Annotated in this window: 26 protein-coding genes; 13 read left to right on the top strand and 13 right to left on the bottom strand. The window is 45.2% G+C overall.

From position 1 onward, the window contains the following. Positions 1 to 186: 186 nt before the first annotated feature. From P5674_RS08165 to P5674_RS08135, 7 genes are all read right to left on the bottom strand, one after another. The gene (locus tag P5674_RS08165; protein ID WP_014277150.1) at positions 187 to 1,554 is read right to left on the bottom strand and encodes an ABC transporter substrate-binding protein; all 1,368 of its coding nucleotides are present in this window, start codon (positions 1,552 to 1,554) and stop codon (positions 187 to 189) included. A 19-nt stretch (positions 1,555 to 1,573) separates the two neighbouring features. After that, positions 1,574 to 3,034, bottom strand: a complete 1,461-nt coding sequence (locus tag P5674_RS08160) for a methyl-accepting chemotaxis protein (RefSeq protein ID WP_014277149.1) — start codon at positions 3,032 to 3,034, stop codon at positions 1,574 to 1,576. Between the two features lie 106 nt (positions 3,035 to 3,140). Then, complete coding sequence (locus P5674_RS08155; RefSeq protein ID WP_006619610.1) at positions 3,141 to 3,329, bottom strand: hypothetical protein; 189 nt, start codon at positions 3,327 to 3,329, stop codon at positions 3,141 to 3,143. Positions 3,330 to 3,382: 53 nt separating this feature from the next. Further along, the gene (locus tag P5674_RS08150) at positions 3,383 to 4,150 is read right to left on the bottom strand and encodes an HAD family hydrolase (RefSeq protein WP_006619611.1); all 768 of its coding nucleotides are present in this window, start codon (positions 4,148 to 4,150) and stop codon (positions 3,383 to 3,385) included. A 5-nt stretch (positions 4,151 to 4,155) separates the two neighbouring features. Beyond that, positions 4,156 to 4,350 carry a hypothetical protein gene (locus tag P5674_RS08145; RefSeq protein ID WP_006619612.1) on the bottom strand — a complete coding sequence of 65 codons (195 nt, stop codon included), beginning with the start codon at positions 4,348 to 4,350 and terminating at the stop codon, positions 4,156 to 4,158. Positions 4,351 to 4,373: 23 nt separating this feature from the next. Next, a complete protein-coding gene (locus tag P5674_RS08140; RefSeq protein ID WP_062945987.1) occupies positions 4,374 to 4,796 on the bottom strand; it encodes a hypothetical protein in 423 nt (140 codons plus the stop codon). Positions 4,797 to 4,870: 74 nt separating this feature from the next. Next, the gene (locus tag P5674_RS08135; protein ID WP_315669923.1) at positions 4,871 to 6,733 is read right to left on the bottom strand and encodes a CapA family protein; all 1,863 of its coding nucleotides are present in this window, start codon (positions 6,731 to 6,733) and stop codon (positions 4,871 to 4,873) included. A 542-nt stretch (positions 6,734 to 7,275) separates the two neighbouring features. Between P5674_RS08135 and P5674_RS08130 the strand changes: the two genes are divergently transcribed. From P5674_RS08130 to hrcA, 4 genes are all read left to right on the top strand, one after another. Continuing rightward, the gene (locus P5674_RS08130) at positions 7,276 to 8,082 is read left to right on the top strand and encodes a tetratricopeptide repeat protein (RefSeq protein ID WP_035737786.1); all 807 of its coding nucleotides are present in this window, start codon (positions 7,276 to 7,278) and stop codon (positions 8,080 to 8,082) included. A 130-nt stretch (positions 8,083 to 8,212) separates the two neighbouring features. Further along, positions 8,213 to 9,316, top strand: a complete 1,104-nt coding sequence (rfbB, locus tag P5674_RS08125; RefSeq protein ID WP_014277145.1) for a dTDP-glucose 4,6-dehydratase — start codon at positions 8,213 to 8,215, stop codon at positions 9,314 to 9,316. A gap of 134 nt (positions 9,317 to 9,450) precedes the next feature. Then, positions 9,451 to 9,795, top strand: coding sequence for a cytochrome c6 PetJ (gene petJ, locus P5674_RS08120; protein WP_006619617.1), 345 nt, complete (start codon positions 9,451 to 9,453; stop codon positions 9,793 to 9,795). A gap of 211 nt (positions 9,796 to 10,006) precedes the next feature. After that, positions 10,007 to 11,077, top strand: coding sequence for a heat-inducible transcriptional repressor HrcA (gene hrcA / locus P5674_RS08115; protein ID WP_006619618.1), 1,071 nt, complete (start codon positions 10,007 to 10,009; stop codon positions 11,075 to 11,077). Here the strand turns inward: hrcA and P5674_RS08110 are convergent. Beyond that, positions 11,074 to 11,379 (bottom strand): YkvA family protein, encoded by a 306-nt coding sequence (locus P5674_RS08110; RefSeq protein WP_006619619.1) that lies wholly within the window; start codon positions 11,377 to 11,379, stop codon positions 11,074 to 11,076. The two genes, hrcA and P5674_RS08110, sit on opposite strands and share 4 nt — an antisense overlap. A gap of 535 nt (positions 11,380 to 11,914) precedes the next feature. Here P5674_RS08110 and P5674_RS08105 point away from each other — a divergent pair. Together P5674_RS08105 and P5674_RS08100 are read left to right on the top strand one after the other, a co-directional pair. Further along, positions 11,915 to 12,322 (top strand): hypothetical protein, encoded by a 408-nt coding sequence (locus P5674_RS08105; RefSeq protein ID WP_006619620.1) that lies wholly within the window; start codon positions 11,915 to 11,917, stop codon positions 12,320 to 12,322. A 244-nt stretch (positions 12,323 to 12,566) separates the two neighbouring features. Next, on the top strand, positions 12,567 to 13,568 hold the full coding sequence (locus tag P5674_RS08100; RefSeq protein ID WP_006668268.1) for an NAD-dependent epimerase: 1,002 nt from the start codon (positions 12,567 to 12,569) through the stop codon (positions 13,566 to 13,568). 118 nt (positions 13,569 to 13,686) lie between these two features. On the opposite strand, the gene P5674_RS08095 is transcribed toward P5674_RS08100, so the two are convergent. Next, entirely contained in the window at positions 13,687 to 14,784 is a 1,098-nt protein-coding gene (locus P5674_RS08095; RefSeq protein WP_008048765.1) for a thiamine phosphate synthase, read from the bottom strand. 216 nt (positions 14,785 to 15,000) lie between these two features. Here P5674_RS08095 and P5674_RS08090 point away from each other — a divergent pair, with 216 nt between their 5' ends. Then, entirely contained in the window at positions 15,001 to 17,019 is a 2,019-nt protein-coding gene (locus P5674_RS08090) for a DUF1565 domain-containing protein (protein ID WP_006619623.1), read from the top strand. A 152-nt stretch (positions 17,020 to 17,171) separates the two neighbouring features. Here the strand turns inward: P5674_RS08090 and P5674_RS08085 are convergent, their stop codons facing one another. Further along, positions 17,172 to 18,056, bottom strand: coding sequence for an MBL fold metallo-hydrolase (locus tag P5674_RS08085; protein WP_315669922.1), 885 nt, complete (start codon positions 18,054 to 18,056; stop codon positions 17,172 to 17,174). Positions 18,057 to 18,285: 229 nt separating this feature from the next. After that, positions 18,286 to 18,933, bottom strand: a complete 648-nt coding sequence (locus P5674_RS08080; protein ID WP_006619625.1) for a hypothetical protein — start codon at positions 18,931 to 18,933, stop codon at positions 18,286 to 18,288. 417 nt (positions 18,934 to 19,350) lie between these two features. Between P5674_RS08080 and P5674_RS08075 the strand changes: the two genes are divergently transcribed. From P5674_RS08075 to P5674_RS08055, 5 genes are all read left to right on the top strand, one after another. Then, the gene (locus P5674_RS08075) at positions 19,351 to 20,256 is read left to right on the top strand and encodes an alpha/beta fold hydrolase (protein ID WP_006619626.1); all 906 of its coding nucleotides are present in this window, start codon (positions 19,351 to 19,353) and stop codon (positions 20,254 to 20,256) included. A 35-nt stretch (positions 20,257 to 20,291) separates the two neighbouring features. Further along, positions 20,292 to 20,477, top strand: coding sequence for a PCP reductase family protein (locus P5674_RS08070; RefSeq protein WP_006619627.1), 186 nt, complete (start codon positions 20,292 to 20,294; stop codon positions 20,475 to 20,477). A 94-nt stretch (positions 20,478 to 20,571) separates the two neighbouring features. Further along, on the top strand, positions 20,572 to 21,297 hold the full coding sequence (gene tpiA, locus P5674_RS08065; RefSeq protein ID WP_006619628.1) for a triose-phosphate isomerase: 726 nt from the start codon (positions 20,572 to 20,574) through the stop codon (positions 21,295 to 21,297). A gap of 10 nt (positions 21,298 to 21,307) precedes the next feature. Beyond that, entirely contained in the window at positions 21,308 to 22,153 is an 846-nt protein-coding gene (gene folP / locus P5674_RS08060) for a dihydropteroate synthase (protein WP_006619629.1), read from the top strand. 96 nt (positions 22,154 to 22,249) lie between these two features. After that, a complete protein-coding gene (locus tag P5674_RS08055) occupies positions 22,250 to 23,653 on the top strand; it encodes an IctB family putative bicarbonate transporter (protein ID WP_006619630.1) in 1,404 nt (467 codons plus the stop codon). On the opposite strand, the gene P5674_RS08050 is transcribed toward P5674_RS08055, so the two are convergent. After that, complete coding sequence (locus P5674_RS08050) at positions 23,633 to 23,944, bottom strand: hypothetical protein (RefSeq protein WP_006619631.1); 312 nt, start codon at positions 23,942 to 23,944, stop codon at positions 23,633 to 23,635. The genes P5674_RS08055 and P5674_RS08050 overlap by 21 nt on opposite strands. 355 nt (positions 23,945 to 24,299) lie before the next feature. Between P5674_RS08050 and P5674_RS08045 the strand changes: the two genes are divergently transcribed. Further along, the gene (locus P5674_RS08045; protein WP_006619632.1) at positions 24,300 to 25,379 is read left to right on the top strand and encodes a PIN/TRAM domain-containing protein; all 1,080 of its coding nucleotides are present in this window, start codon (positions 24,300 to 24,302) and stop codon (positions 25,377 to 25,379) included. A 60-nt stretch (positions 25,380 to 25,439) separates the two neighbouring features. Here the strand turns inward: P5674_RS08045 and P5674_RS08040 are convergent, their stop codons facing one another. Beyond that, positions 25,440 to 26,612: a DNA cytosine methyltransferase gene (locus tag P5674_RS08040; protein WP_014277139.1), complete on the bottom strand. Its 1,173-nt coding sequence runs from the start codon at positions 26,610 to 26,612 to the stop codon at positions 25,440 to 25,442. Positions 26,613 to 26,696: the final 84 nt, after the last annotated feature.

Genomic DNA, 26,696 nt, shown 5'->3' with positions numbered 1-26,696 from the left:
CTACAAATTTCTGGTGCCTCAGTCTTTCCCCCTCATCTGTTCATGATTATTCAGGGGTTATGACGCACCCTACAAATTTCTGGTGCGTCAGTCTTTCCCCCTCATCTGTTCATGATTATTCAGGAGTTCTGACGCACCCTACCCAACGACATAATCACAATCACCTTTAATAAAATACTGTTGCTATTAAAAACCTAACTTCTCAATCTGTTGTCTGGCATAATTTTCCGGTTCACTGGGGTCGAAAGTATCAAATTTTAATGATTCAAATCGGAGGGTGATAGTAGGGGGTTGCTGACCTAATTGTTTTGCCATTTGGCGTGCGAGTCCGGTTAGAAAAATATCGGCGGCGATCGCCTCATGATTAAGGCTTCCCATGGGAACATATCCCCAACGCTCAAATTGTGACGTAATCCAGTAGGAAAAACTTTTCCAAGGGTAAGGGTCAAAATCAATGCGATCGGGAATATTGAGAGATTCACCTAAGCGGTTGACAAACTGTCCGGTCATCACCTGTCGCAGAGTATCTTCTGGCGCATCCAGATATTGTAACTGTGCTAGTCGCCGCGCTACATCTATACGATTCTGGCTTTGGCTCGCATAATAGGAACCCTCAATAATCGCTTTATTTATAGCCCGAAATGTATTAGGATGACGCTCGATCCATTCCTGAGAAGTAGTGAAAGAACAGCAGGGATGACCCGGCCACAAGTCCCTAGTTAAAATATGAATAAAACCCAGACCTTGATTAACTGCCATTTGGTTAAAAGGTTCAGGAGCCACCATAGCATCAATTTCCCCACTTCTTAACCTGTTCACCATATTGGGCGGCGGTGTAACCACTAATTCGACATCCCGATCTGGGTGAACTTTGCTATTAGCTAGATAATACCTGAGTAGAAGATTGTGCATTGAGTGAGTGAAAGGAATAGCAATCCTAAATCCTTTCAAATCTTCGGCGGTTTTGACTTTTTCTCGATGTTTGATGGCTACTGTAATCGCACTACCATTGATGTTTTCAATACTAGCAAGTCTGATGGGAAATCGACGAGACTCTAACCCTAAACTAATGGCGATCGGCATCGGGGATAGCATATGATAAGCGTCAAGTTCTCCTGAGATCGCACTTTCTCGGATTTGCTCCCAGTTATTCATTTTCACAAGTTCTACATCTAAACCATATTTTTCATAGAGGTTTAAAGATTCACAAATCAGAATAGGCGTAGCACAGGCGATCGGCAAAAAACCAATTCTTAGCTGAGTTTTTTCTAGGATAACACCCGATAAATTCCCTTGAGAGTTGGGGTCGGGAGATGCCGCACAATTGCTCAGAATTCCTAAAGCCGATGTACCTGCTAATCCTAACAAAAACTGTCGCCGTCTTATCGAGTGTTTAGACAACATTCGGGGATGATTTAACCCCTTAGTTACCGCGTAGCTGAGATTTACCGATAAATCCCCACTGTCCGAATTACCATCATGAAATCGACCACATTTATAGCATATTTGTGGGATTTTGTCAACTGATTTACTGGATTTATTCGTAGTTTTCATGATGGATTTACCCTAAATTTTACCGTAAATTAATGAGAGATTCATTGAGTCGTTGAGTATTGGCTCTTAACAAGGCAATACTGTCCGCATTTTGGCGAGCCACCTGATTAAGACTATTCATCGCTTCGCTGACCTGCTGTAGAGCCAGTAATTGCTGTTCTGCGGTTCTCGCAATAGTTTGATTGTTGAGATAAACCTGATGAAATGCTTGAGATACACCCGCAAAAGAACTCGACATATTGTGAGCAGATTTCACACTTTCACTAACGCTTAATTTGCCTGATTCTGTGACTTTTACCGTAGTGTTAATGGCATTTTGAATATCCAAAACCAGAGTATTAATTTCTGCCGCTGACTGTTTACTGCGATCGGCTAATTTACGGATTTCTAACGCCACCACCCCAAAACCCAACCCCTGTTGTCCCGCGCGCACCGCTTCCACAGAAGCATTTAAGGCTAGTAAATTGGTTTGATAAGCTAGGTTACTAACTGACCGAGCAATATTGTTAATTTGCAGGGATTTCTCACTTAATTCGAGGCTACGATTAGCGATCGCTTCCACTGTTTGACGCAGCAGTTCCATTCTATCTAAAGTTTGTTGAACTGCGTCACTGCCTTTTTCCGACAAACCCAAAGCGCGATGAGCTTCATCAGTGGCAATTTTCGCCTGTTCTGTAGAATTCTGTACTGCCGCATTTAACTCATCAATGGTCGTAGTAGTTTGATTAACTGAAGTCGCCTGAACTCCTAAGCTGCGTTCCTGTTCTTCTAAGGCGCTAGTAATTTCTAAGGAAGAGTTAGAAATTTGCGCCGTTTCTCGGTCAATAGTAGCCGAAATTCCCAAGCCAATACTCAGGACAACTACCGCACAAATGGCTGTACTGCCAAATATTAAAATTGTCAGCCACCTTAACAGGTTAATTTGCCGATTTTGTTGGTTATTAAGTTGCTGTCGCTTGGTCGCTTCAAAACCTCTCACCAATTGTTCTAACTGGTCTGTAATGGCTTGACCTTCCGCTTTTTGTAAGACCTCAGTCACTTTTTCTGGTCTCCCTAATTGCACGTAGGAAATCAAGCGGCGATCGAACTCATTAACCTGATCACCAATAGCAATGATCCGATCTAATGTTTGGCGCTGTTCCGTTTCTTGAATTCTGCTACGCAAATTTTCCGATTGTTCATAAAAGAGGGTATCCCATTCTTCGTACTCCTCCAATTCTCTGGAGTCCCTACCTAAAATATACCCCCTAGCCGCCCGCTGCATTGCTACAATACTAAATGCTAGATTATTAACCTCTTCAATTTCCCCATAAATTTGATCCACATTTTTAACTTGTTGTTGCACCGGCTGAACACCGATAAAATAGACCAAGCCAGCAACTATTAAAAATAGGATTAACGGAATCAGATAACCTTTAAAAATTCTTTGGCGCAGGCTACCTTGTTGGAAAGAAAATAGACTCCAAATGCCTTTCAGCATGACTTAATTACCCCATTAATAAATAGATGAAATGCTTGGGGAGGATTTCCGATGCCTTACTTTCAGTTTCTGAATTACAGCTAACCGTAATTCAATAGATTTTTACCTAACTAGGTTTAGTTGGTTTCAGTAGTAGTGATGCGACTAAAGCCGCCGTCCCTCCTATTAGTCCTAAAATTAACCAAACACCGAGGCGACGACCTTTTTGAAAGGCGATCGCCGCTGCTACCCCTCCAATCAAACAGTGGCCACTCAGCAACAAATAAAGATTGGGGTCAATGGGAAAATCTGACATAGAACTTGTTAATTACAAAGCAACCAGGGGGATTTCGATTAAACTGGTCGCCATTATATAACACCTGTTGATATTTGGTGGATATATCTTAATAAATCTAGGCTGACATAACCACTATTTAAGGCTGTACCGGCGATCGCTTCACAGGAAAGATCCGGTTCCCCCAAATGATTGATTACCAAGGAAGCACCTAAAAAATCTTCGTTTTTTGTATAATTATTTACAGTAATAATCGTCGTTAACCCCATGGCTCGCGCCGCCAGTAACCCCTGTCGGGAATCTTCGATCGCCACACAATCGTTAGCGGTCAACCCCAATTTTTCTAATACATAATTGTAGATATCTGGCGCGGGTTTTTTGTGGGGGACAATATCTCCGGCCGCAATTACTTCAAACCAATGGGGGTTTAAGGTTTCTTCCAAAAGTGCGATCGCATTAGGAAAAGCGCTCGTAGTAGCGATCGCCAATCTCACCCCCTCCCCCAGCGCCTCCGTGATTAATCGCTTCACCCCAGGACGCAGGGGAATATCTCCCGTCGCTAATAACTCCCGATAATGGCGAGTTTTAGCTTCGTGAAGATCTGCAATCCACTCATCCAAATTATTGGGGAATTGACCATCAGGATGGTAGCGTTTGATATAATAATCTATACGCTCCTTACCCCCCGAAACCGTCAATAATTCCCCATATAATTCAATAGACCAATACCAATCTAAACCCGCTTCAGCAAATGTTTGATTAAAGGCTAATCTGTGACCATCCCTTTCCGTTTCAGCCAGGGTCCCATCCACATCAAAAATAATTGCTTTTAGATGACTCATTGGTGCTAAAGTTGCGGTTTGACAATTTTTTGAGGAATTTCTGGACAGCGATCGCTCCCTTTCAGATCATACCCCTGTTGTTTCAGTTCATCCACAAAATGAGTCGGATCAGCCTCTACTTCTGGGCGGTTTTGGGTGTCCGCCGTCGGATTAGCCTGTTGTTGCTTTCGCAGATGTTTTAGTTTAGCTTTTCTGCCCATTTTTAACCGAGTATCTATGTTAACTATGATTTGTCACTTCTCGAGCCCGTAATTCTTTCGCGATCGCCTTCAAAAAATCTATCCAAATCAATCGCCTCATCCCCTTTATCTTCCCACAGATTCAGCATTGACCCCAATTGTAGCCAAATCAATAAAGCCGTAGGAAAAACCACAATAGCCCCCCCCACAGTAGCCAACCAGTAAATCGGAATAAACACCAGCAAACTCGAAGATACAGCCACAAACACACAAACCGACATAGCTACATAAGCCACCTTAGCATTAGGAGTTTTATAGTTAATCCTATTTTTCCGGTCAGCCTGTCGCCAAACTGCCACCTGATATTCTAACATATCCTTAAAAATTAGACCCAAGATAATCGAGAATATTGTAGACGCAATCACCACAATATAAATGGGCTCAACCACCAAATTTTCCGAGTTCATAGCCTTATTCAAATTCCCCAAATAACAGCCAGACTGTAGTATAATATAAAACGTAACTTTTAGCAATTTAGCTTTTATTCAGGAGCGATCGCCCCTAAAGTTTCCCGTTGTGGTTGAGACACGAAAATATTACCCTGATCATCAATTTCCAAAGGAGTATCAGGAAAATCACTTTTAGTTAAACGTCGCATTAACCCCACAGTCCGCAAAGAATTATCCAGAGACGGAATCCCTTGGCCATCAAGATGAACCGGAATAATTCTACCCTCCACAAAATTACCCATCACATCAAGTTGAGTTTCCAAAACCAGAGAATATCCCAATTCCGCCCGAGTTGATAAAGTGCGATATCCCAAAAAATTACCCAAAGAATAAGCAATCAACTTACCATTATATAATTCCAAAGCCCTCGGCACATGGGGGCCATGCCCTAACACCAAATCCGCCCCAGCATCAATCATTGTGCGTGCAAATAATACCTTATTACCCCGATTTTCCCCATAAAAATATTCCGTTTGATTCTGAATGCGTAAAGCCCTAGTACCTTCCGCCCCCGCGTGTACAGAAACCACCACAATATCCGCATTGTCCGCCGCTTCCTTAATCAAAGCGGTCGAGGCTTCCAAATCATTCATATTATTATGATAATCAAAATAACTAAAGCCAATAAATGCCACATTTATACCCCTAACTTCATGATAGACAATCTGACCTTTTTTGCCGACCGCCTTCATTCCCGCTTTTTCAATATTAGCGATCGTATCTTTAAACCCAGCTTCAAAAAAATCAAACGAGTGATTATTAGCCACACTCAAAATATCAAATCCAGCCTCCCTTAAAAGTGCCGCATATTCCGGCGGAGTCCGAAACGCAAACACCATACCACGACCCACATTTTTAGCGCTATTAGGATAGTTAGTTAGGGTACTTTCAAAATTACCAAAGACTATATCAGCATCTTGTAAAGCTGGTTTAACTCCTGCAAATAATACCTGCTTGTTGGGATGTAATTTATTGTAAGGATAATTCGTTCCCGGAATAATATCACCCACCGATTTAATCGTAATCCGCATATCAGGATCAATGGGATTCCGTAGTGATGAAATAGTCAACTCAGATATATTTCGGAGCTGTTCAATAGTCGCCTGAGTCACCGATGGATCAACCTTCGGAGGATTTTCAGCATTAGATCCAAATGAGAAATTAGGTAATTGGGGGAGTTGTTCCAGCACCGCTTGAGAAGCCGTAGCAAAAGTGGGTGGGATAGTTGCCAAAGATGCCGAAACTCTATCCCATTTAGCACCTATAATTAACCCAGACAAAGGCAAAATTGCCAGGGTCATATAACCCACTACCGACAAAGATTTAGGCCGTCTAAATTGAAATCTCGGGGTTTTAGGAGTTGCCGAATTTGCCGAAGTCGGAGAAATTTCAGCGGTAGCCACTTGAGATATTACCGGGGCAGCCGTCGCCACTTTTGTGGTTTTCTTCGGAGTTTTAGGTCTCCCAGAAGTCCTGGGTTTTTCCTGAGTCTTAGGTGCGGGGGAAGTCTTAGTTTTTTGAGGAGGTTTAGGGTCGGCAACGGGAGAATTTTTAGGGATAACCGGCACGTTATTAGTCACCGGAGTTACTACCACAGGTGATGACCTTAGTACCAGAGTCTCAATCCAAGCTGGGTTATCATCATCGCCTAATTGTGCCGCAATAGTAACACACCAGATAGATGGAGGCTGAAGGCGCATTAGTCCCTTGTGAATCACACGGACAGATGCAGCTTGGTCGGGAATTGTCGGGGACTCTAGGGTAATATAGAGATGATCATATTCCAGAGTGAGATGCGCTTGCACCTGTTTAGGTTTCAAGGCTTGGTTGAGTAAAATTGCGATCGCTTTTGGATCTCCCTGATAGGCAGACCTAAGAATTTCTTGCTGACTCACTGACAGATCTCCTGACACCACTTGCTTGTCAAACTCCCCTGCTGAATGGGAACTCTGAGGATATCTTATATCTTAATTGACACTCCCTCGTTAAATCAAAGATTATAACCGGGGATTCTTACTTCACCGACTTTTAACTAGAGCCAACAAAGTTAATTGTTGAACCCCCGCCAGATCGTCTCCACAAGCATTTTTAATCACGGACCATCTATGCTTGAGACATGGGGTAGGGTTGAAGTTTATCTAATTGTGGCGATTTGTGGCGATCGTCACCCTAGCTTTCAACCATCTAATCTGGTTTGAGTATTTCACTGTCTTATGACTCGCGCTTTGGCCTGCTGGTCCGTCCTGAGCAAACCTGATCGACCGTGACAACAATGGCAGTAAAAACATTAAAGCGGTTGGGATATCAACCGCGCACCGGGAAGGCGACGTAAGACGGGTTAAGCCGGCGGTTGCTGTTTTACCGGAGAATCCCCCCTTTTCTAAACAGGGGAGTATGTCAAGATATGGTGGCAAAAAATTGATAGGCGGACGAAATTATGATGAATTTGACTCAGGTTTTAGCAATGGGGCTGATGGTAGTTTTGCCGGGACTAAGCGCCTCGGGAGCGGAAATCCTATCTATTCCTTTACCAATGCAGGTGGCTCAGGAGAACCCAGAGGAGAAGGTGAACCAATTATTGCAACAGGCTATTTTCCTCGGTAAGCAGGGAACATCAGAAGCATTGCGGGAGGCGATCGCTAAATTTGAGGAGGTGATTCCCTTATTAGAGCAGATGGAAGATTCTTTTGCGATCGCTGTCACTATTACGGCTATTGGTGTGGCTTACTGGGAATTAGGAGAAAATCAACCCGCCCTGGATTATTTAAATAAAGCCCTATCAATGTGGGATGTCATCGATTCGCCACAGGAGCAAAGGCTACCTCCGGGGTTTGGTAAAGCTAACACCTTGTACAGTATCGGTCAGGTTTACTTAAGTATGGGGGAAACCACCCCAGCTTTAGACTATTACCAGCAAGCCCTATCTATCTTTGAGGACATAGGGGAACCTTATCGGAAAGTTAATATACTTAATGATATCGGTGGAGTTTATGTAGACCAAGGGGAAATCCCCCGTGGTTTGGAGTATTACCAGCAGGCTTTATCAATTTCTCAATCCGTCGGATATCTATCTGGGGAGGCTCAAACCCTCAATAATATCGGTCTAGCCTACTTAGCTTCAGGGGACAGACAACAGGCCCTAGATTATTTTAACCAGGCTTTGTCCCGGTGGCAGGCTATGGGCGATCGCCAAAGAGAAGCCGAGACCCAGGAGAACATCGATAAATCAACAGGCATTGAATAATCCAGTGATCAGATGTATTCGTGAGCTATGGTTAACCAGTAGGTTCAAGATACAATAGTTGCCATCTATCAAAATATACTTACTGATCACAGTTAGCACCAGTCCTGAAGACTGTTTGGAGGAAAACACTTTGGCAGTTCAATATAGCTACGATAGTAGTGAAAATTTGTATCCTCGTCGGGTTCTAGTCACTGGGGGGGCGGGATTCATTGGTTCAAATTTTGTCCACCACTGGTGCAATGCTTACCCAGAAGATCGCATCGTGGTTTTAGATGCCCTCACCTATGCCGGAAACCGCCAGAACCTAGCCCCCTTAGAACACCAGGAACAGTTTAAGTTTGTTGAAGGTAATATTTGCGATCGCACTTTAATTGACAAGTTACTAGAAGAAGAGGCGATCGATACCATTGCCCACTTTGCAGCCGAGTCCCATGTCGATCGCTCAATTCTCGGTCCCGATGCCTTCATTCAAACCAACGTTGTCGGAACCCTAACCCTATTAGAAGCCTTTAGACACTATTGGAACCACCACCAACAGCCCGAGAATTACAGGTTTCTGCACGTCTCCACAGACGAAGTATATGGCAGTCTCGGTCCTGACGATCCCGCCTTTACCGAAACCACCCCCTACGCCCCCAACAGCCCCTATTCTGCCTCAAAAGCTGGTAGCGATCATCTAGTGCGTGCCTACTATCACACCTACAACCTACCCACCATCATCACCAATTGTTCCAATAATTACGGCCCCTATCACTATCCAGAAAAACTTATCCCCCTAATGTGCATTAATATCCTCTTGGGTAAACCCCTGCCCATATATGGAGATGGGCAAAATGTGCGGGACTGGCTATATGTACTAGACCACTGCCGCGCCCTAGATGTAGTCATTCACCGAGGTAAACCCGGAGAAACCTATAACATCGGCGGGAATAACGAAGTAGCCAATATAGACCTGGTGAAGATGCTCTGTAGGTTCATGGACGAACTAGCCTCCCACCACCTACCCGTTAAACCCTCAATGGACCTGATTACCTTTGTTAAAGATAGACCCGGCCACGATCGCCGTTATGCGATCAATTCCAGCAAGCTCAAAACCCAGTTAGGATGGGCTCCCCTAGTCACAGTAGAAGAAGGGTTGCGACAAACCGTCGGCTGGTATCTTACCCATCGCCATTGGTGGGAACCATTACTTTCCCAAGAGTACCAAGCCTACTATCGACAGGTGTACGCCTAAGTCCCACCCTTGTTAACTCCCATCTATCTCAAACAAAAAACAGTTGATCAGTTTTCTGGAGTGGACAGACTCCGGTAAAATAAAACCCGTTGACATTTAACTGTCTGTTTAACCTAAAGAAGAGGAGAACGATTTTGAAAAAGCTGCTGTCAGTTATTTTACTCGGTGTGGCTCTGTTGACCTTTGCACTGCCACGTCCCGCTTTGGCTGGAGATGTTGCCGCTGGCGCTTCTGTTTTTTCTGCTAACTGTGCAGCCTGCCACATGGGCGGACGCAATGTGATTGTTGCTAACAAAACCCTCAGCAAGTCTGATTTGGCTAAATATCTGAAAGGATTTGATGACGATGCAGTGGCTGCAGTGGCTTACCAAGTCACCAATGGTAAAAATGCCATGCCTGGATTTAATGGCCGACTCTCTCCCAAGCAGATCGAAGACGTTGCTGCTTATGTTGTAGACCAAGCTGAAAAAGGCTGGTAAGTCCAGAGGCTTAACCAGAAACCAACAGTTTAGACTACCTTTCCCCTAGGGGTGAGGCTTTCGGGCAAAGGGTCAGGTGTTCAACTCTTGACTTGTAGCCGGAAAGTTTCGCCCCTCTGTTTTCTATTCCCTAGCGGTTCACGAGAAAGTATGTCAAAGTATGTGCAGAGCTTGAATGTTAACAATTGTTCGGTAACTTAATTTTAGTGCAATGTTTGTTCAATCCAAGTTAACCGCACGACAACAACAAATTCTCTGGGCAACTGTTCGCCACTATATCGCGACAGCAGAACCTGTTGGCTCAAAATCCTTAGCCCAAGAGTATAACCTCAATGTCAGCCCCGCTACTATCCGCAATGGTATGGGAGCCTTAGAAAAAGCTGGACTACTCTATCAACCCTATACTTCCGCCGGACGAGTACCTTCTGACTCTGGCTATCGGATTTATGTCGATCGCCTGATGACTCCCTCTGATACCCTCGCTAAGGAAGTCGCTAGACTCCTACGGGAACAGCTAAATTTTGATAGTTGTAGTTTGGAGGCTGTGCTACGAGGTGCAGCCCAAATTCTTTCTACCCTCAGTGGCTATATTTCCCTGATTACTATGCCCCAAACCAAGACCGAAAGGCTCCAACATTTGCAACTGGTGTCTATGGGGTCAGGAAAAGTTATGGTAGTTGTGGTGACTCATACCTATCAAACTCAGTCCATTTTGATGGAAATTGCCCCGGGAGTTGAGGATATCGGCGACGATACCGAAATATTAGAACAGGAATTACAAATTATCTCTAATTTTCTTAATCACCAACTTAGGGGACTCGCTTTAGCTGAATTGTCAACTTTAGACTGGACTGAGATAGACCAAGACTTTCAGCAGTATAGTAATTTTATCGCACAGTTACTCAAGAGTTTAGGCGATCGCCACCAAACTCCAGAATATACTAGGATTCAGGTTAGCGGTGTTTCCGAAGTCCTACGACTGCCCGAATTTTCACAACTTCAGCAAGTCCAAACTATTCTACATCTGCTCGAAGATGAACAGGAACAACTCTGGCCGCTGATTTTTGCTACCCCAGAATCCTCGCAACAGGTAAATATCCGCATTGGTTCGGAAAACCCCCTCGAACCCATCCGCAGTTGCACCCTCATCTCAGCTCAATATTACCAAAATTCCCAGCCTATTGGTAGTGTCGGTATATTGGGACCTACTCGCATGGTCTACGAAAATGCGATCGCTCTTGTCGAAGCGACCGCTAATTACTTATCCGAAGCCCTTAGTTAAAACTCCTGTGCCGCTACATCTACCACTGATGTTTTAACATCAGTTGCTTCCCCAACTTCTGAGGTACTGTCATCAGCCTTGCGTTTCTTGATTTTTTCCCGAACTAAAGCCGAAACTTCTGTCACCAGCATCGTGGCAATGATACCATCATCTATCCATCCGATCACAGGAATAAAATCCGGGGCAATATCAATGGGCGATATCAGATAAATCAGCGTCCCACCAATTAGCAACCAGCGATATTTCGCATGGCGGAGCGTTTGGCGATACCATAGATAAAAGGACTGCACAATATTTTTCATGCCTCAGACACACAATTAACTCATCTGTTTATGATTCTAGCTTGACAAATTATCCCGCCCCATAACAGTGTAGATTTGCCACCGTTAATGTAGGGGAGTTACCACCATCGAATTTCGGGAATCTTGGTGAATTCCGGTGAGCCCTAATATCTAGGGGACGAGCCGGGGACTTTGGCCACAGGCTATAGGTGTGAATTGTTTATTTTTATTGCTTATGATTGCAAAAAGTTATTTTTTGTTAACTCTTCTTTACTAAATACACGGATAGATTTTACAATACCAGCACCTGTGGTGAAATTTTTAAGTCCCGGCATCCCTAAAAATAGGGCTGTAATTCGGGAACATGAAACGCTAGAATGAAGATGAGCGACTAAGTTGCCCGGGCAATTTGAGCATGAGGCAGCGGGTTAGTTCCATTTGATAAACAAGGTATTTAACTATGGTGGTTAACTCTTCTGGTTCAAATAGGAGGAACACAAGTAGACGAACCCGTAGCAATACAAGAAAGGATACAGATAATCAGCCTCAAAATCAAGTGACTCCAGCCGATGAAGTTGAAACTCAAGTGGCTGACGCTGACAATGTACCTGAATCAGATACTCTCAAGGAGAAATTAGACGTGGCTAGTAAATCAAGTTCGACAGAAGGTAATTCAGCACCAACTCAAATTCAAGTATCCCCAGAACCCTCGGCGATCGTTAATCATCGTCCGGTGGGACACAACCAATTTGAAATAGCGGGAATGTTAACCGCCAAACGCCCTATTGGGAAGGCTGTTCATGCAGCTTCAGTAACTTTTATTCAATCGGAAAATCCTACTGGTTCTATGGCTAACCGTCCGGTTTCAGCCACTCAATTACAAATTTCTTCGATGGTGATGAACCGTCCCATTGCTTCTAATGACATTGATGATCCTGATCTATTGATGGGATATTTAGACTAAATCAATTGTTGGTTGCAAGTTTCAACTCTCAACTGATTGATGACTCCGAACCCACCTAACAGTAGTCGGGTGGGTATCTTGTGAAAATTATTGACTAGCCCTAAAATCATCGGGGCTACGATATGCGATCGCCTAAAATCCCCCCATAAATTGATTGTTAAATCCGTTGTCTAACCCCCACGAATAGTAGCACAGACTATCTGTAATAATCTAAATACCCCCATATAAATGAGGAGAGCAAACCGTGAAAATATTAGTAACTGGTGCGGCGGGATTTATTGGATTTCATCTGTGTCAACATCTATTGAAAAGGGGGGATACAGTCATTGGTATTGATAATCTCAATGATTATTATGCAGTATCTTTAAAAGAAGACCGCATCGCTCAACTTACCCCCTTAGAAAAATTTACGTTTTATAAACTAGATTTATACGATAAAGTCGGCATCAAAAAACTGTTTTCCGAACACCAATTTGAGGCAGTAGCCCACCTCGCCGCCCAAGCCGGAGTCCGTTACTCTCTGCAAAATCCCTACGCTTATATTGATAGTAATTTAGTGGGGTTTATCAATGTTTTAGAAGGCTGTCGTCATCATCAAATCCCACACTTGGTTTTTGCGTCTTCTAGTTCGGTTTATGGTTCCAATAAAACTGTACCTTTTTCGGTAGGTGATTATGTAGATTATCCAGTTAGTCTGTATGCTGCGACTAAGAAAGCTAATGAATTGATGGCTCATAGCTACAGTCACCTGTATAATATTCCCACGACGGGATTACGATTTTTTACGGTTTATGGTCCTTGGTATCGTCCTGATATGGCGATGTTTATTTTTACGAAAGCCATCTTAGCCGACCAAGCGATTCCGGTATTTAACTATGGTAATATGCAGCGAGATTTTACCTATGTTGATGATGTGGTGGAAGGGGTAATTAGGGTAATTGATAAGATTCCACAACCGGGAAGCAATCAAGCGGAAATTCAGGGAGTTAAAACTACGGCACCCTATCAAATTTATAATATCGGTAATAATAAGCCGGTGAATTTACTGTATTTGATTGAAGTCCTGGAAAATGTCTTAGGCAAAAAAGCCCAGAAAAATCTGCTTCCCATGCAGCCGGGAGATGTGCCGATTACCTATGCTAATGTAGATTCATTGATAGCAGATGTAGGATTTAAACCAAGTACACCCATAGAGGTGGGAGTAGAAAAATTTGTGGCTTGGTATAAATCCTATTATGGTGTTTAACCGGATGGGAGACAGGACTCGCCGTCACAGATATGGGGACGATATTATGATCGCATCTACCAACCACCTCGCCCCCCAAGGCTCAATTATCGATGATTAAGGCAAGCGCCCTAGCAGGTCAGGAAAAATCTGCCGGAGTATTTTCGGGTACAATCTGGCGATCGCGTAAAGTTTGAACACGGGTAAACTGGGAGAGGAAATATTGAGTTACCAAAGTAGGTTGTTCCGCCTGCATCAAAGATCGAACCACAGCCACCCTAGTCGCCCCAGCCATCAAAACATCATCAAAATTGTTCATATTAATGCCGCCGATCGCAAACCAGGGAACCGAAGCATGACGAGTCGCATGGCGCACATATTCCAAACCCGCCGCCTGCTTATCAGGCTTAGTGGGAGTAGCATAAACCGGACCGACCCCAATATAATCGGCACCCTCAGCGATCGCCAATTTCATCTCTTCGGGATTAGTAGTTGATTTACCGACAATTTTTTGAGGACCCAAAAGCTGTTTAGCCACAGCAATAGGTAAATCCTGCTGTCCCAAATGTACCCCATCAGCATTAACAGCGATCGCAATATCAACCCGGTCATTAACCAAAAACAGGGCATTATAACGGTGGCAAAGCTGACAAAGCTGGCGGGCATTTTTCCAACGCTGATGATCATCAGTATCCTTATCGCGATACTGAACCACCTTTAATCCCCCTTGTAAAGCCGCCTCCACCACCGACATCAACCTTTCCGAGGGAGAAGTCACCAAATACAAATTCGCCCTTTGTAGCGTCTGATGTCGTCCGTAGGCGAGTAAATTACTTTCCAGCGTATAGACCCGGTAGCGCATCTGCTTAACCGCCGCCCCCATATTGGGATGGTAAACCTTACCATATTCCTCCAGGACTCGCAAAGCCTCCTCTACCCGGCAAAAATTGACCTGTATCACCTGTTCCAGGCTTTCTCGGTTTTCCTCCGAGGGATGACTCAACTGAGTACCCACATCCGTGGTAGTATCCCGGGACATCCGCAACTCATTACTGTGCCACTGTGCCAGTTGCTGTCGCAAATTCTTGCACTCCGCAGCCATTTCCGAATTATCCAAGCCAAACCTAAACCATTCCTCAATAGTTCGGATACCCTCCCGCGCCCGGTCTAAGTTGGCATCTAAAATCCGATAAAGTGCTGGTTGTCCCAGTTTAGTCTTATGATTCAAATCGCCCATCGAAATCTCCTCACCAACTCCATCAAGCCAAATAATCAAGCCCAATCATGATCAACCACGGCGCAGGTTAATATATCAGATTTTCTTTAGCCGTGGGCGGAACCACCATTACGAAAATTAATCATATAAAAAAACCAGGTGTTGCCATAATAGGGGATACTGGACCAAAATAGATTAATTTTCCCAATTAATATTACAGTTTGTCGGAGTTTTGCCGTGAGTTCTAAATCCCCCCGCAACTGTCAATATCCTAAAAAGCAAACCTCAGCCGAGGCTTTGTTATTGACAGACACCCAGCCCAACAGTTCCCTGAACTCACCCTCGTCAGCCGATGATGGGAACTTAACTGGCAGCGATCTGAAGCTGCTACCCCGCCCTCTCTTCCCCCTAGGTTCACCTAGGCCTAAAACAGCTTGGTTATCTCTAAAGCTGATTTTAATGATTATAGTCTCCAGTGTGGGATTAGTGGGAATCGCATCAGCCGCATTCGCTACCCCCTGTAGAGACGGGTGCACAGAGCAACTATCGGAGACACCAGCCAACTATATACACCCGCCCCTACTACTGGCTCAAACACCTACAGCCACTCCCAATTCAGTCAATGTAATTTATGTGAGTTCATCTACGGGAAATGACTCTAATAATGGTAGCGAGGCTTCACCGTTGAGAACCATCACCCAAGCCTTGAGAGTCGCCCCACCGAATACGGCTATTATATTGGCACCAGGAACCTATAGCGCCGAGACGGGAGAAGCGTTCCCCTTAATACTTAAACCTAATATTACCATTCAGGGTAATACCGAGAATAAGGGTCAGGATGTGGTTATTTATGGCGGGGGAGTGTTTAGCAGTCGGGTTTTTGCTAACCAGAATGTAGCTATTGTGGGAGCGAATGCAGCCCGGTTAAGTGGGGTAACTGTGACTAATCCTCACTCGCGCGGTTATGGTTTATGGATTGAATCTAGCTCGATGGTTGTATCTAATAATACCTTTACGGGCAATATTCATGATGGTATTTCTGTGGTGGGAACCAGTGCGCCTTTAGTTCAACAAAACAGTTTTGCTAATAATGGAGCCAATGGCATTACTGTCTATGGTTCATCTAAGCCGGAAATCCGTGATAATGATTTTGAAAATACTGGTTTTGGTATTAATATCGCCCAACAGTCAGAGCCGTTTGTCGTGGGTAATCGAATTGCCTATAATCGTGATGGCATAGTGATTCAAGCGAGCGCTCGTCCGGTACTACGCAATAACTATATCGAACAAAATGAGCGTGATGGTATTGTGGTTATTGCTCAATCTTTGCCGGATTTGGGAACGCCAACGGAACCGGGAGAGAATGTGATCCGCAATAATGGCCGCTATGATGTGAATAATGGTACTAAGGGTTTAACGATTCTTGCCTACGGTAATGAGTTGGCTATGACTAAAAATGCTGGCTCTGTAGAGTTGGCGGGTAGTTACCAGAGTGGGGCTGGGCCTTCTGCGATCGCTAATCGCATGATGGGAAGTTCTACTCAGGAGGGTGGTCAAAATACTTCTTCGTCAATTTCCCCCATTAATCAAGCGGCTTCGTTACCCATTTATCTACCTGAGTCTAATGTGACTCCACTTTCAAACACGGCACCGCCTCCGATTCCTGTGGATGACTCGGAGGCGATTGTGATTCCGGTACCGCCGCCAGAACGTCCTCAGCCGGCGATATCTGCCCCTGTAGGGTCTGGTTCCCCACCTCCACCAGAACCACCTCAGTCGGCGGCGGAAAACTCGTCTACGGGCTCGCTGTTGCTGTCTCTGATGAGACGGGCTGTGACCAGTGCCTCTAATCCTGAAGAAAACTCCCAAACAGTTTATATTCCGGTGCCAGCACCCCAAAGACAATCTACGATTACATCCCCACCACCAGCACCCTCGTCTGATATTCTCCGGGTTCCTGGTGGTAATATTCCTATTGGTACTGGGGGAGGACAACTACCAAGCCAAGTAACGGCAGGTCTTGCGCCTGCAACTACGGCGGGTATATTGGGGTTGCGATATAGAGTGGTGGTGAGTGATACTAGCAGTCAAGTTCGGCAAAGAGTGCGATCGCTTGTTCCCCAAGCCTTTACGACGGTGATTAATGGGCGATCGCTTATCCAAGCTGGAGCCTTCCGCAGCCAACACGAGGCGAATAGGTTATTACAACAATTGCGCCAACGGGGTGTTACTGCGACTATCGAACCGTTTAATTAACACGGATCGCCGGAATTCCCCACCGTCTTTTACTGTGGGGATGGATAGGTGATCACACGGGAGTTTGGTGGCTCTGTCTCTTTAGGGTGGAGGTGCGGCCAACTAATTCAATGGCTCCCACCTCAAGAAGTAGGCGGGGGCTATTGAAAATTTCACTTTTCACTGGTGGCAATATTCTTTAACGGCGGAATCAACTGTAGGGATAAACCCTCGCGGGCGATTAAACTATTAGGAAAGGCATCAGCCACGTTTTCACCTATTTTATCCATGAAATCATCGTTGTGTAGTGGGTCATGGTGAAAAATCACCAATTTTTTAACTCCCGCAGCCTGAGCGACCTTCACCGCTTCCTGCCAGGTAGAATGTCCCCAACCTACCTTACTAGACTTAGGCGAGTAATACTCCTCATCGGTATAGGTGGCATCATAAATCAGTACATTAGCATTGCGGGCTAACTTGAGTACATTTTCATCAAGACGATCTGGAAAATGCTCCGTATCGGTGACATAGGCGGTGGTGTAGCCTTTCCAACTGACGCGATATCCCACGGCTTCCCCCGGATGATTGAGTAAAGCCGTTTCAATGACTAGATCATCTTCGAGGTAAATTGACTCGCCTATAGTGAGATCAATAAAGTTAAGTTTAGCTCCCATTACCTGTAAAGGAACTGGGAAGTTAGGGTGAAGCATCTGGTCGTTGAGGCGCTGCTCAATTGTGGAACCATTAGGTGCGATCGCTCCATAAATGTTAAACGTATTGATGGGAACAAAGGCCGGAGCAAAAAAGGGGAACCCTTGGATATGGTCCCAGTGGGAATGGGTAAAGAACATATGAGCGGTTACTGGCATTTCTGCTAATAATGCTTGTCCCAGGACCCGTAAGCCTGTCCCACCGTCAAAAATCAATCGTTGCGACCCCACCCGCATCTCAACACAGGGGGTGTTCCCACCATATCGAACTGTTGTCGTTCCCGGACAGGAAATACTTCCTCGAACGCCCCAAAAGTGAACCGTAAATTGGTGTTTTGTGCTGGACATGGGTTTTTTTGGAAGATTCAGCTAGGCGGTTTATGGCTTCTTTTGACTCAGCCTTGGTTGTTTAATCCGATTTTTATGGCTAAGTTATCAAACCAAGCCAAGTACGCCAGGTCAGGAATTGCTAATGGTTTCCCACCCAACTGCCATCATCTTAGCAAAATTTGTAGCACCTTTTGCGATAGTTGCTCAGATTCCCCATAGTGCGATCGCCCCATATACCCAAAACCAGTTAAAATTGAACCTTGAGGTGATTCACAATTAACTGTGCATCAAAAGTGTAGAAGGTAATTTTAGATATATTCTCCGCCGTTACGGTTAATTCGGCGTTCGGTAATACAGACCCAATCGAATCACTAGGTTTATTAACCTTCATCTCATCTGTAGCCAGCAATTGGCCATTTTTATCAAAGGCTGACATCACCGTATGTCGAGAACTTGTCACCCTAGCCCAAACTTGACGCACCCCGTCAGAAAATGTCACTTCTAGTGTGCCGCCCTTGGGTGCGCCCATGAGAACTGTTACCCCAGGTTCAATGCCAAATCGCGGATTAGAGGGTTGAAGGGCGATCGCATTATGAAATTTAATACCCCAATGCTGGAATTGCTCCTCTACTTTCTCAAATCCCTGTAATTTTTCCAACGCTAACCGAATGCGAGTCGAGGGCGATAACTGTGGCAATTTTTCATGGTCAGCATAGGCTGCTGAAGATTTAGCCATGTTCCTAGAACCCGGTGAATCTGTACCCACGGGATGAACTACCAGTTCCGATGTTTTTTCTCCCCGCTTGCTAGGGTCTAATTTTCCGATGTGATTCTGCATTGGAGTCACTTCCTGAACCACCATTAGGCTAAAATCCTCTACCATAGAAATGCTCATGACTAAATTCCTCGACAGCATTGAAATTCAGGGTTTTGTTACTGCTATAGCTGACAACCGGGGACTGTTCTATCTGTCTTGGTTAGATGCTCAATAAATACCCTTCCCCTTGTGGTTTCGGGATCTACAAGCCTCCATCAGGAGATTTTGGAAAAAAGATCATGGCATCTGGCCAATTGATCACCCGGTCACTGGACAGTTAAAGACAGTCAACTGAGGGCTAATAGCCGTGAGGGGTATTACCCCTCACCATATTATAACAGTCAAAAGTCACCCTGGGAGCAGCTAAAGTGCCAACCCACCCAGTATCTGGATTTAATCCACTGTTACATAGCGAGCCAATAATAAACCAAAATCCGTCTGATTAAGCGGTTAATAGCCACTAAAAACACCAGAAAACTCAAAAGAGGTTAAAATATGTTTTATCCCATTGGATTTACCCAAGATTCGATAGTTACATCTCTAGGCAGAATGGTGTATTATACGGCGACAAAAAGCCCCTGGCAAACCCCAGAAGAAAATGAATCAGAAAAAAAGCCGTCTTTATTGTTTTTGCATGGTTTTGGGGGTGGTTCTTCTGCTTATGAATGGTCTAAAGTCTATCCAGGCTTTGCAGCAGATTATAAAATTCTAGCCCCAGATCTGATAGGTTGGGGACGTTCCGAACACCCAGCGCGTGATTATACCCCAGAGGATTATATAACTACGATCGCCGAATTTATAGAAGCCACCTGCTCGGAACCGATTATCGCGATCGCCTCCTCAGTAACCGCCGCCCTCACCGTGCGAGTGGCGATCGAAAAACCGGAATTATTCAAAGGGCTAATTCTCACAACCCCCTCCGGCTTATCGGACTTTGGGCAAAATTATATTAACAGTTTATTTGCTCAAATTGTCAAAACCCCAATTTTAGACCAAATTCTGTACGCCACCGCCGTCGCCAACCCCATCGGAATCCGCAGTTTTTTAGAGCAGCGTCAATTTGCCCGTTCCTCTCGAATTTATAACGAAATCGTCGAAGCCTATCTTGAATCCGCCCTACAGCCTAACGCCGAATATGCAGCCTTATCATTTGTGCGAGGGGATTTATGCTTTGATTTAGCCTTATATATACCCCAATTAACCACTCCCACCGCCATGATTTGGGGAGAAAAAAGCCAATTTACCAGTCCAGAGATGGGAGAAAGATTAGCCAATCTAAATCGGGAGGCGGTGCGAATTTTCCAAAAACTCGAGGACGTAGGACTAACCCCCCAGTTAGAATTACCCGGCGTAACCATTGGCGTAATTAGGAGTTTGCTCAAAGCCCTAGAACTCGCATAAGCTAAAAAATGAGGTAACAGGTGCCAGAACTTGCTATGTCCAATTCCGAGTACATCAACAATTTAAAGTGGCAGCCAGAAGCCACAGCCAAACTCAAGAATATTCCCTACTTCGTCCGAGGTCAAGCCAGACAAAGGATTGAACAACTAGCCAGGGAAGCCGACCAGGAAGAGGTTACAGTGGAATTAGTAGAACAAGCACGCCTTGAGTTTGGTCAGTAGTAAAACCGCTGGTAGTATTTGCTCAAAATGACCCCACTAGCCTTTAAACTAGGGGTTGGCTTTTGATTGTATTTTGAGGTTTATTGGTCCAAAAGTGAGAAAAATCATTATTGCCGGAAACTGGAAAATGTATAAAACCCAAGCAGAAGCCCAGGAGTTTCTGAAAGGGTTTGTAATGGAATTGGAGGACACCCCAGAAGAGCGGGAAGTAGTTTTGTGTGTCCCCTTCACTGATTTGGGTGTGATGTCCAAGAGTTTGCATGGTTCACGGGTACGCCTAGGGGCGCAAAATGTCCACTGGGAAGATTCCGGGGCTTATACTGGGGAAATCTCACCCCTGATGCTAGTAGAAATTGGTGTGCGGTTTGTGGTCATAGGTCACAGTGAACGTCGCCAATATTTTGGCGAAACCAACGAAACAGTTAACCTGCGCCTGAAAGCGGCTCAAAACCACGGTCTAACTCCGATTTTGTGCGTGGGAGAAACTAAGGAACAGCGGGACGCAGGAGAGACGGAATCTCATATTTTCTCGCAATTAGAAGAGGGCCTGGTAGGTGTCGATCAGAATAACTTGGTCATCGCATACGAACCGATTTGGGCGATTGGAACCGGGGATACCTGCGAATCTGAGGAGGCTAATCGGGTAATTGGTCTCATCCGTGGCAAATTGAGTAATCCTAACGTGACGATTCAATATGGCGGTTCTGTGAAGCCGGATAATATTGATGAAATTATGGCACAGTCAGAAATTGACGGTGCTTTGGTCGGCGGGGCTAGTTTGCAGGCGGATAGTTTTAGCCGCATTGTCAATTATCGTTGACAGGTTGGCGATGATTAAACCAATCACTATTCGGGGTCATTCCTTTGATTGGGGAAGCCGTACTTATTTGATGGGGATTTTGAATGTAACGCCGGATAGCTTTAGCGATGGCGGGGTGTTCAATTCCCTAGATGCTGCCCTGGTCCGGGCGGGTGATATGGTTCGGGCGGGGGCGGATATTATTGATGTGGGAGGGGTGTCTACTCGTCCTGGGGCTGAGGTGGTTTCTCTGGAAAGGGAACTTGAACGGGTGCTTCCGGTGGTGTCGGGTTTGCGACAACTGGGGGATATGGTGATATCTGTGGATACGACCCGGGCGGCAGTTGCTGAAGCGGCAGTAGGTTGTGGGGCGGATATTATTAATGATATCTCTGGGGGAATCTATGACCCGGATATGCTATCAGTGGTGGCTGATTTGGGGGTTCCAGTGGTGTTAATGCACCTACGGGGTACTCCCCAAACTATGCAAACTCTGACGGATTATGGGGATTTGATGGGGGAAATTAAAGGGTTTTTGGCGGAACGTCTGGCGGCGGGAATGGCGGCGGGAATTCCAGCAGAGTACATGATTGTTGACCCTGGAATTGGTTTTGCGAAAACATTAGAGCAAAATTTGCAGATTCTGCGAGAATTACCCCTATTGAAGGATCTCGATTGTCCGCTATTGGTGGGACCGTCCCGTAAGAGTTTTATTGGTAAGATTCTTGAGAAGCCTGATCCTCAAGGGCGTGTCTGGGGGACGGCAGCGGCTTGTGTGGCGGCGATCGCTCATTCTGCTGATATTCTCAGAATACATGATGTGCCACCTATGGTAGATGTGGCGCGGGTCGCAGATGCGATTTATCGTCAAGCCTAAAATTGGGAAGGTGCGATCGCACCATTTGATGGTTTCGGGTTTCCTGGGCGCGCCCCGTACTCGACGACCGAGGCAAATTTATCGAATTTTACGATCATGACCAGTGTGGCATCAATTTGGCAGTCTATTACTTTGCGGAATCTCAACCTCTACCAGTGGCGGGGGGGAAGTCTGCTGTATCGCATTAGTGGCAGTTTGCGATCGTGGCGACAGGGAAGCTGGTTAATGGAATGGGGGGAATTAATTGGGGTGCTATTGGTGGCGACGGTGTTTGGGTTAGCCCCTTTTGTCAATACGGCTTTAATTGGGGTGTTGCTGATCGCCTGTGGCGGCTTTTGGGTTCTGCTGACCCTGAGTGATGAACCCTCACAAGTGGCATTTACCCCTATTCACCTGTTGGTATTGTTGTATTGGGGAATCGCCACGATCGCTACATCCCTATCTCCGGTAAAACAAGCCGCATTCACTGGGTGGGTGCGGTTGACTCTTTACTTGGTCCTATTTTTCCTGATGGCGCGGGTTTTACGATCGCCTCGTTTGCGATCGCTTTTTATCGGCTTCTATCTGCATATTACCCTCATTGTCGGGGTTTATGGGATGCGGCAGTGGTTTTTTGGCACTAAAGCCTTAGCTACTTGGGTAGACCCCACATCAGCCCAAGCTAATATCACCAGAATTTACAGTTATTTGGGTAATCCTAATTTACTCGCTGGCTATCTCATCCCAGCGGTGGGGTTGAGTCTGGGGGCGATTTTGGCTTGGCGCGGCCTGATGCCGAAATTGTTGGCAATTACTATGGCGCTGGTCAATTCTGTGTGTTTGGTCTTAACCTTTAGCCGTGGGGGATGGCTGGGGTTTGTCGGGTTATTGTTTACTTTTGCCGTTTTGCTGCTGTACTGGATTAGTCAATATTTCCCACCTTTTTGGCAAAAATGGGCTGTTCCTATTGGTGTCGGTGGCTTGGCGGCGTTGCTGGTGTTAGCCATAGTAGTTGTGCCACCAGTGCGCGATCGCGTCGCCACTATCTTTGCTGGACGTGGTGATAGTAGTAATAATTTCCGCATCAATGTTTGGGCGGCGGTCATAGAGATGATCCGCGATCGCCCTATATTGGGAATTGGACCTGGTAATAATGCTTTTAATCAGGTTTATCCGTTATATATGCGCCCCCGATACTCTGCTTTGAGTGCCTATTCTGTCATCTTAGAAGTCATCGTAGAAACTGGGTTTGTAGGGTTAACCGCCTTCTTATGGCTATTGATCGTGACTTTTAACCAAGGATGGCTACAACTTAAAAGGCTACGAGAGTGGGGAGATCCCGACGGTTTTTGGTTAATAGCTGCGATCGCCACTTTAGCCGGAATGTTAGCCCATGGCCTATTTGATACAGTTTTGTATCGCCCCCAAGTTAATACTCTCTGGTGGTTAATGGTGGCATTGATTGCTAGTTACTATTTACCTAATAACCAGGGTGTTAATTCAGATAGCAGCAGCAACTGATGATTTAGCCGGCCCTTGTGGGAGTTGATTGATCTTCAACCATTGGCGATAGTTTTGTGATTGGCTAATACCCTGAGACAGAGTTAGCCATTCATCCCCTGTCAGTGATGTTTCCAGGCGATCGGTCAACTCCAACCAGGCCCAGAGTACACAGTTATCTAAATCAGAGAAAGATTTTTGATGCAGGTAATATCTACCCTGACGGGAAAGTTCAATCCGATATTCCTGAAAAACTCGATAAATTCTCAGTTGGTATTCCCACAAATGGAATGTTTCCATCAGTTCTAACATCGGTTAGTGATCCTCTCGAGTGCCTCTAGTTATTGTTCCTCACCCTATAACATCATCCTTTGAGGTCCACCCATGATAGTGACACTTCTTGAGCTGGACTCTGATTCAATTCTAGCAATTTCTAAAATAATTGTTACGCCTCAATCACCCTCAATCTGCCTTCAATCAACTAATATGGGAATTTGTAAACACCCGAAACCTCAGACAGGAAAACACCATAACCCCCAGAGCGGTCGTGATTACCGAAATGACCCCCAACTAAATCGGTTAGCCCGTGAAAGATATAATTGATCAAAATACAAAACCACTCAATACCTCTAGGGGAATTGAGATTTAATTGGGATTCTCCAGAACTATGCTAGATGCCACCATTATCATTTTATTTATCATAGCAGGAGCCGGAACCGGCTTTTACGGGATAGAACTGCTTCCCAGCAGCGTCCTAGAACAGGTAACTAATATTGAGGGATTACGGTCTGTCACCGCCGCTTTTACTGGCCTAATTGGTATGGTAATCGGTTTAGTCGTACAAACCACCTATCACCGGGTCGAGGAACAAATCCGCCAAATGCCTCTTGAGGTATTACTCACCCGTTCTATTGGTATGGTAATCGGTTTACTGATTGCTAACCTCATGCTCGCTCCCCTCTTTTTGTTACCCATTCCTAAAGAGGTTGGCTTTATCAAACCTCTGGGGGCCGTGCTATGTAGTGTTCTATTTGGCTACACTGGGGTTAACCTGGCTGATACCCACGGACGGGCTTTTCTACAGCTAATCAACCCCAATAGTTTGGAAACTACACTACTGGCTGAGGGAACTCTTAAATCTGCTCATACTAAAGTTCTCGATACCAGTTGCATTATTGACGGTCGCATTGAACCTCTGCTAGAAACTGGATTTCTGGAAGGTAAAATTCTTGTGCCCCAGTTTATTCTGCAAGAGTTGCAATTGGTAGCTGATGCTGCTAATGATCAAAAGCGGGCGCGGGGACGACGGGGACTTGATATCCTTAACCGTATCCGAGAAGAATATCCCGAACGGGTTCAAATTCACTCGGCGGACTATGAGGATATTGCCACCGTAGACGCAAAATTAGTGCGGTTTGCTCAAGAAATTAATGGGTTTCTGCTCACTAATGATTACAATTTGTCTAAAGTGGCAACCGTCCAACAGGTTCCTGTTCTGAATATTAATGATCTTACCCAGGCGGTGCGTCCGTCCTATTTACCTGGGGATCTTCTGGAATTGAAAATCCGCAAGGAGGGTAAAGAACCTTCCCAAGGAATTGGTTATCTTGAGGATGGCACGATGGTTGTGGTAGAGTCCGGTAGCGAATACCTCGGCGACCAACTGCGGGTAGTTGTCACCAGTTCTCTGCAAACCTCGGCCGGCCGCATGATTTTCGCCCGTCCAGAACATTCTGTAATGGCTTAGTTTAACAGTTAATAGGGTGCTAAATCTTAGTGCCCTATCTGCCCAATAACGGGATAATTGTTAAGCGGAGGAACTGGCACTGGTTTTATAATTGAAGGCATTAGCCCTAATTTGATCAATACCTGATTCTGTATTCAGACTATCTCCTGAGTTTTGGTAGTTATCTAATTTTAAATCTAATTTTAAAATGGCTTCCCCTAATGCTTTGGCTAATAAAGGGGGAACGGCATTGCCAATTTGTCGCCACTGTTGGGTTACGGTTCCGTAAAAGATGAAATTGGGGGGGAAAGACTGAATGGCTGCGGCTTCCCTGGGGGTCAGATAACGGTTTTCTGTGGGGTGATAGTAGGTGGTGCGACTGGTGTTGATGGTGGGAGAATAACTATCTCGCGCTAGGCGTTTAAGTTTGGTTTCCCTAAATCGGGATTCTCGCAGCTTTTCCCAATCTATATTATACCATAAGTCGGGGGGTAAATAAGCCTGTTGGTCTGGTTGATAACGAACGCCTTTACCTTCGGGAATATGCTGGATTCTTTGACGTTCTAAATGATTGGGAATTTGGGCGGTTCTGGGGTCGTGGTTGTAAGTTTTTCCCTGATATGTTAGCCAGTTTTCCCAAGCAAATCCTACGGTTTTTGCAGCGGGAAGAAAGTATAAATCTGGTTCATTATCTTGAAATTGTGGGGATGGATATAAATTGGGTACGCCGAAACGATTACCTAAAAAAATGGTGCGCCTGCGTTTTTCGGGGACTCCGTAATGATGAGCAGATAGGACTCGGACATCAACAGTATATCCGATATTCTGTAGACAAGTTAAAATTGATGTGAGGGTGTTTTCGTTTTTGCGGGATAATAAACCTGTGACGTTTTCAATGATGATATAGTCGGGTTTAAGCTGTTCAACAAACCGCAGAAATTCTAAAAATAAAAAATTGCGTTTATCCAGATTATTATTGGTTCCAATGGTGGAAAAACCTTGACAGGGGGGACCTCCACAAATTAAGTTAATGTGGCGATCGCCAATTAATTCCCGAATTTGCTCGGTAGAAATTTCCCGCAGGTCGCCACAAATTGTTTCAGCTTGAGGGTGATTATTTTGAAAAGTTTGGATAGCAGATTTATCGAAATCGACACCTAACAAACATTCAAAACCTGCCATTTCCAAGCCACAGGACATCCCTCCGGCTCCCGAAAATAGGTCAATAAAGGTTTTAGTTGTTGAAGTGGTCATGGGCCCTAGCTACCTGCTTGGTCAAGATGGATTAGGGGTCGAGATAGACCTCACGGTCTACCCCTCCCATTCAAAACCGTACAT

The organism is Limnospira sp. PMC 289.06, assembly GCF_032350395.1.
GTDB lineage: Bacteria > Cyanobacteriota > Cyanobacteriia > Cyanobacteriales > Microcoleaceae > Limnospira > Limnospira platensis.
This window is presented reverse-complemented; position numbering and strand designations above follow the sequence as displayed.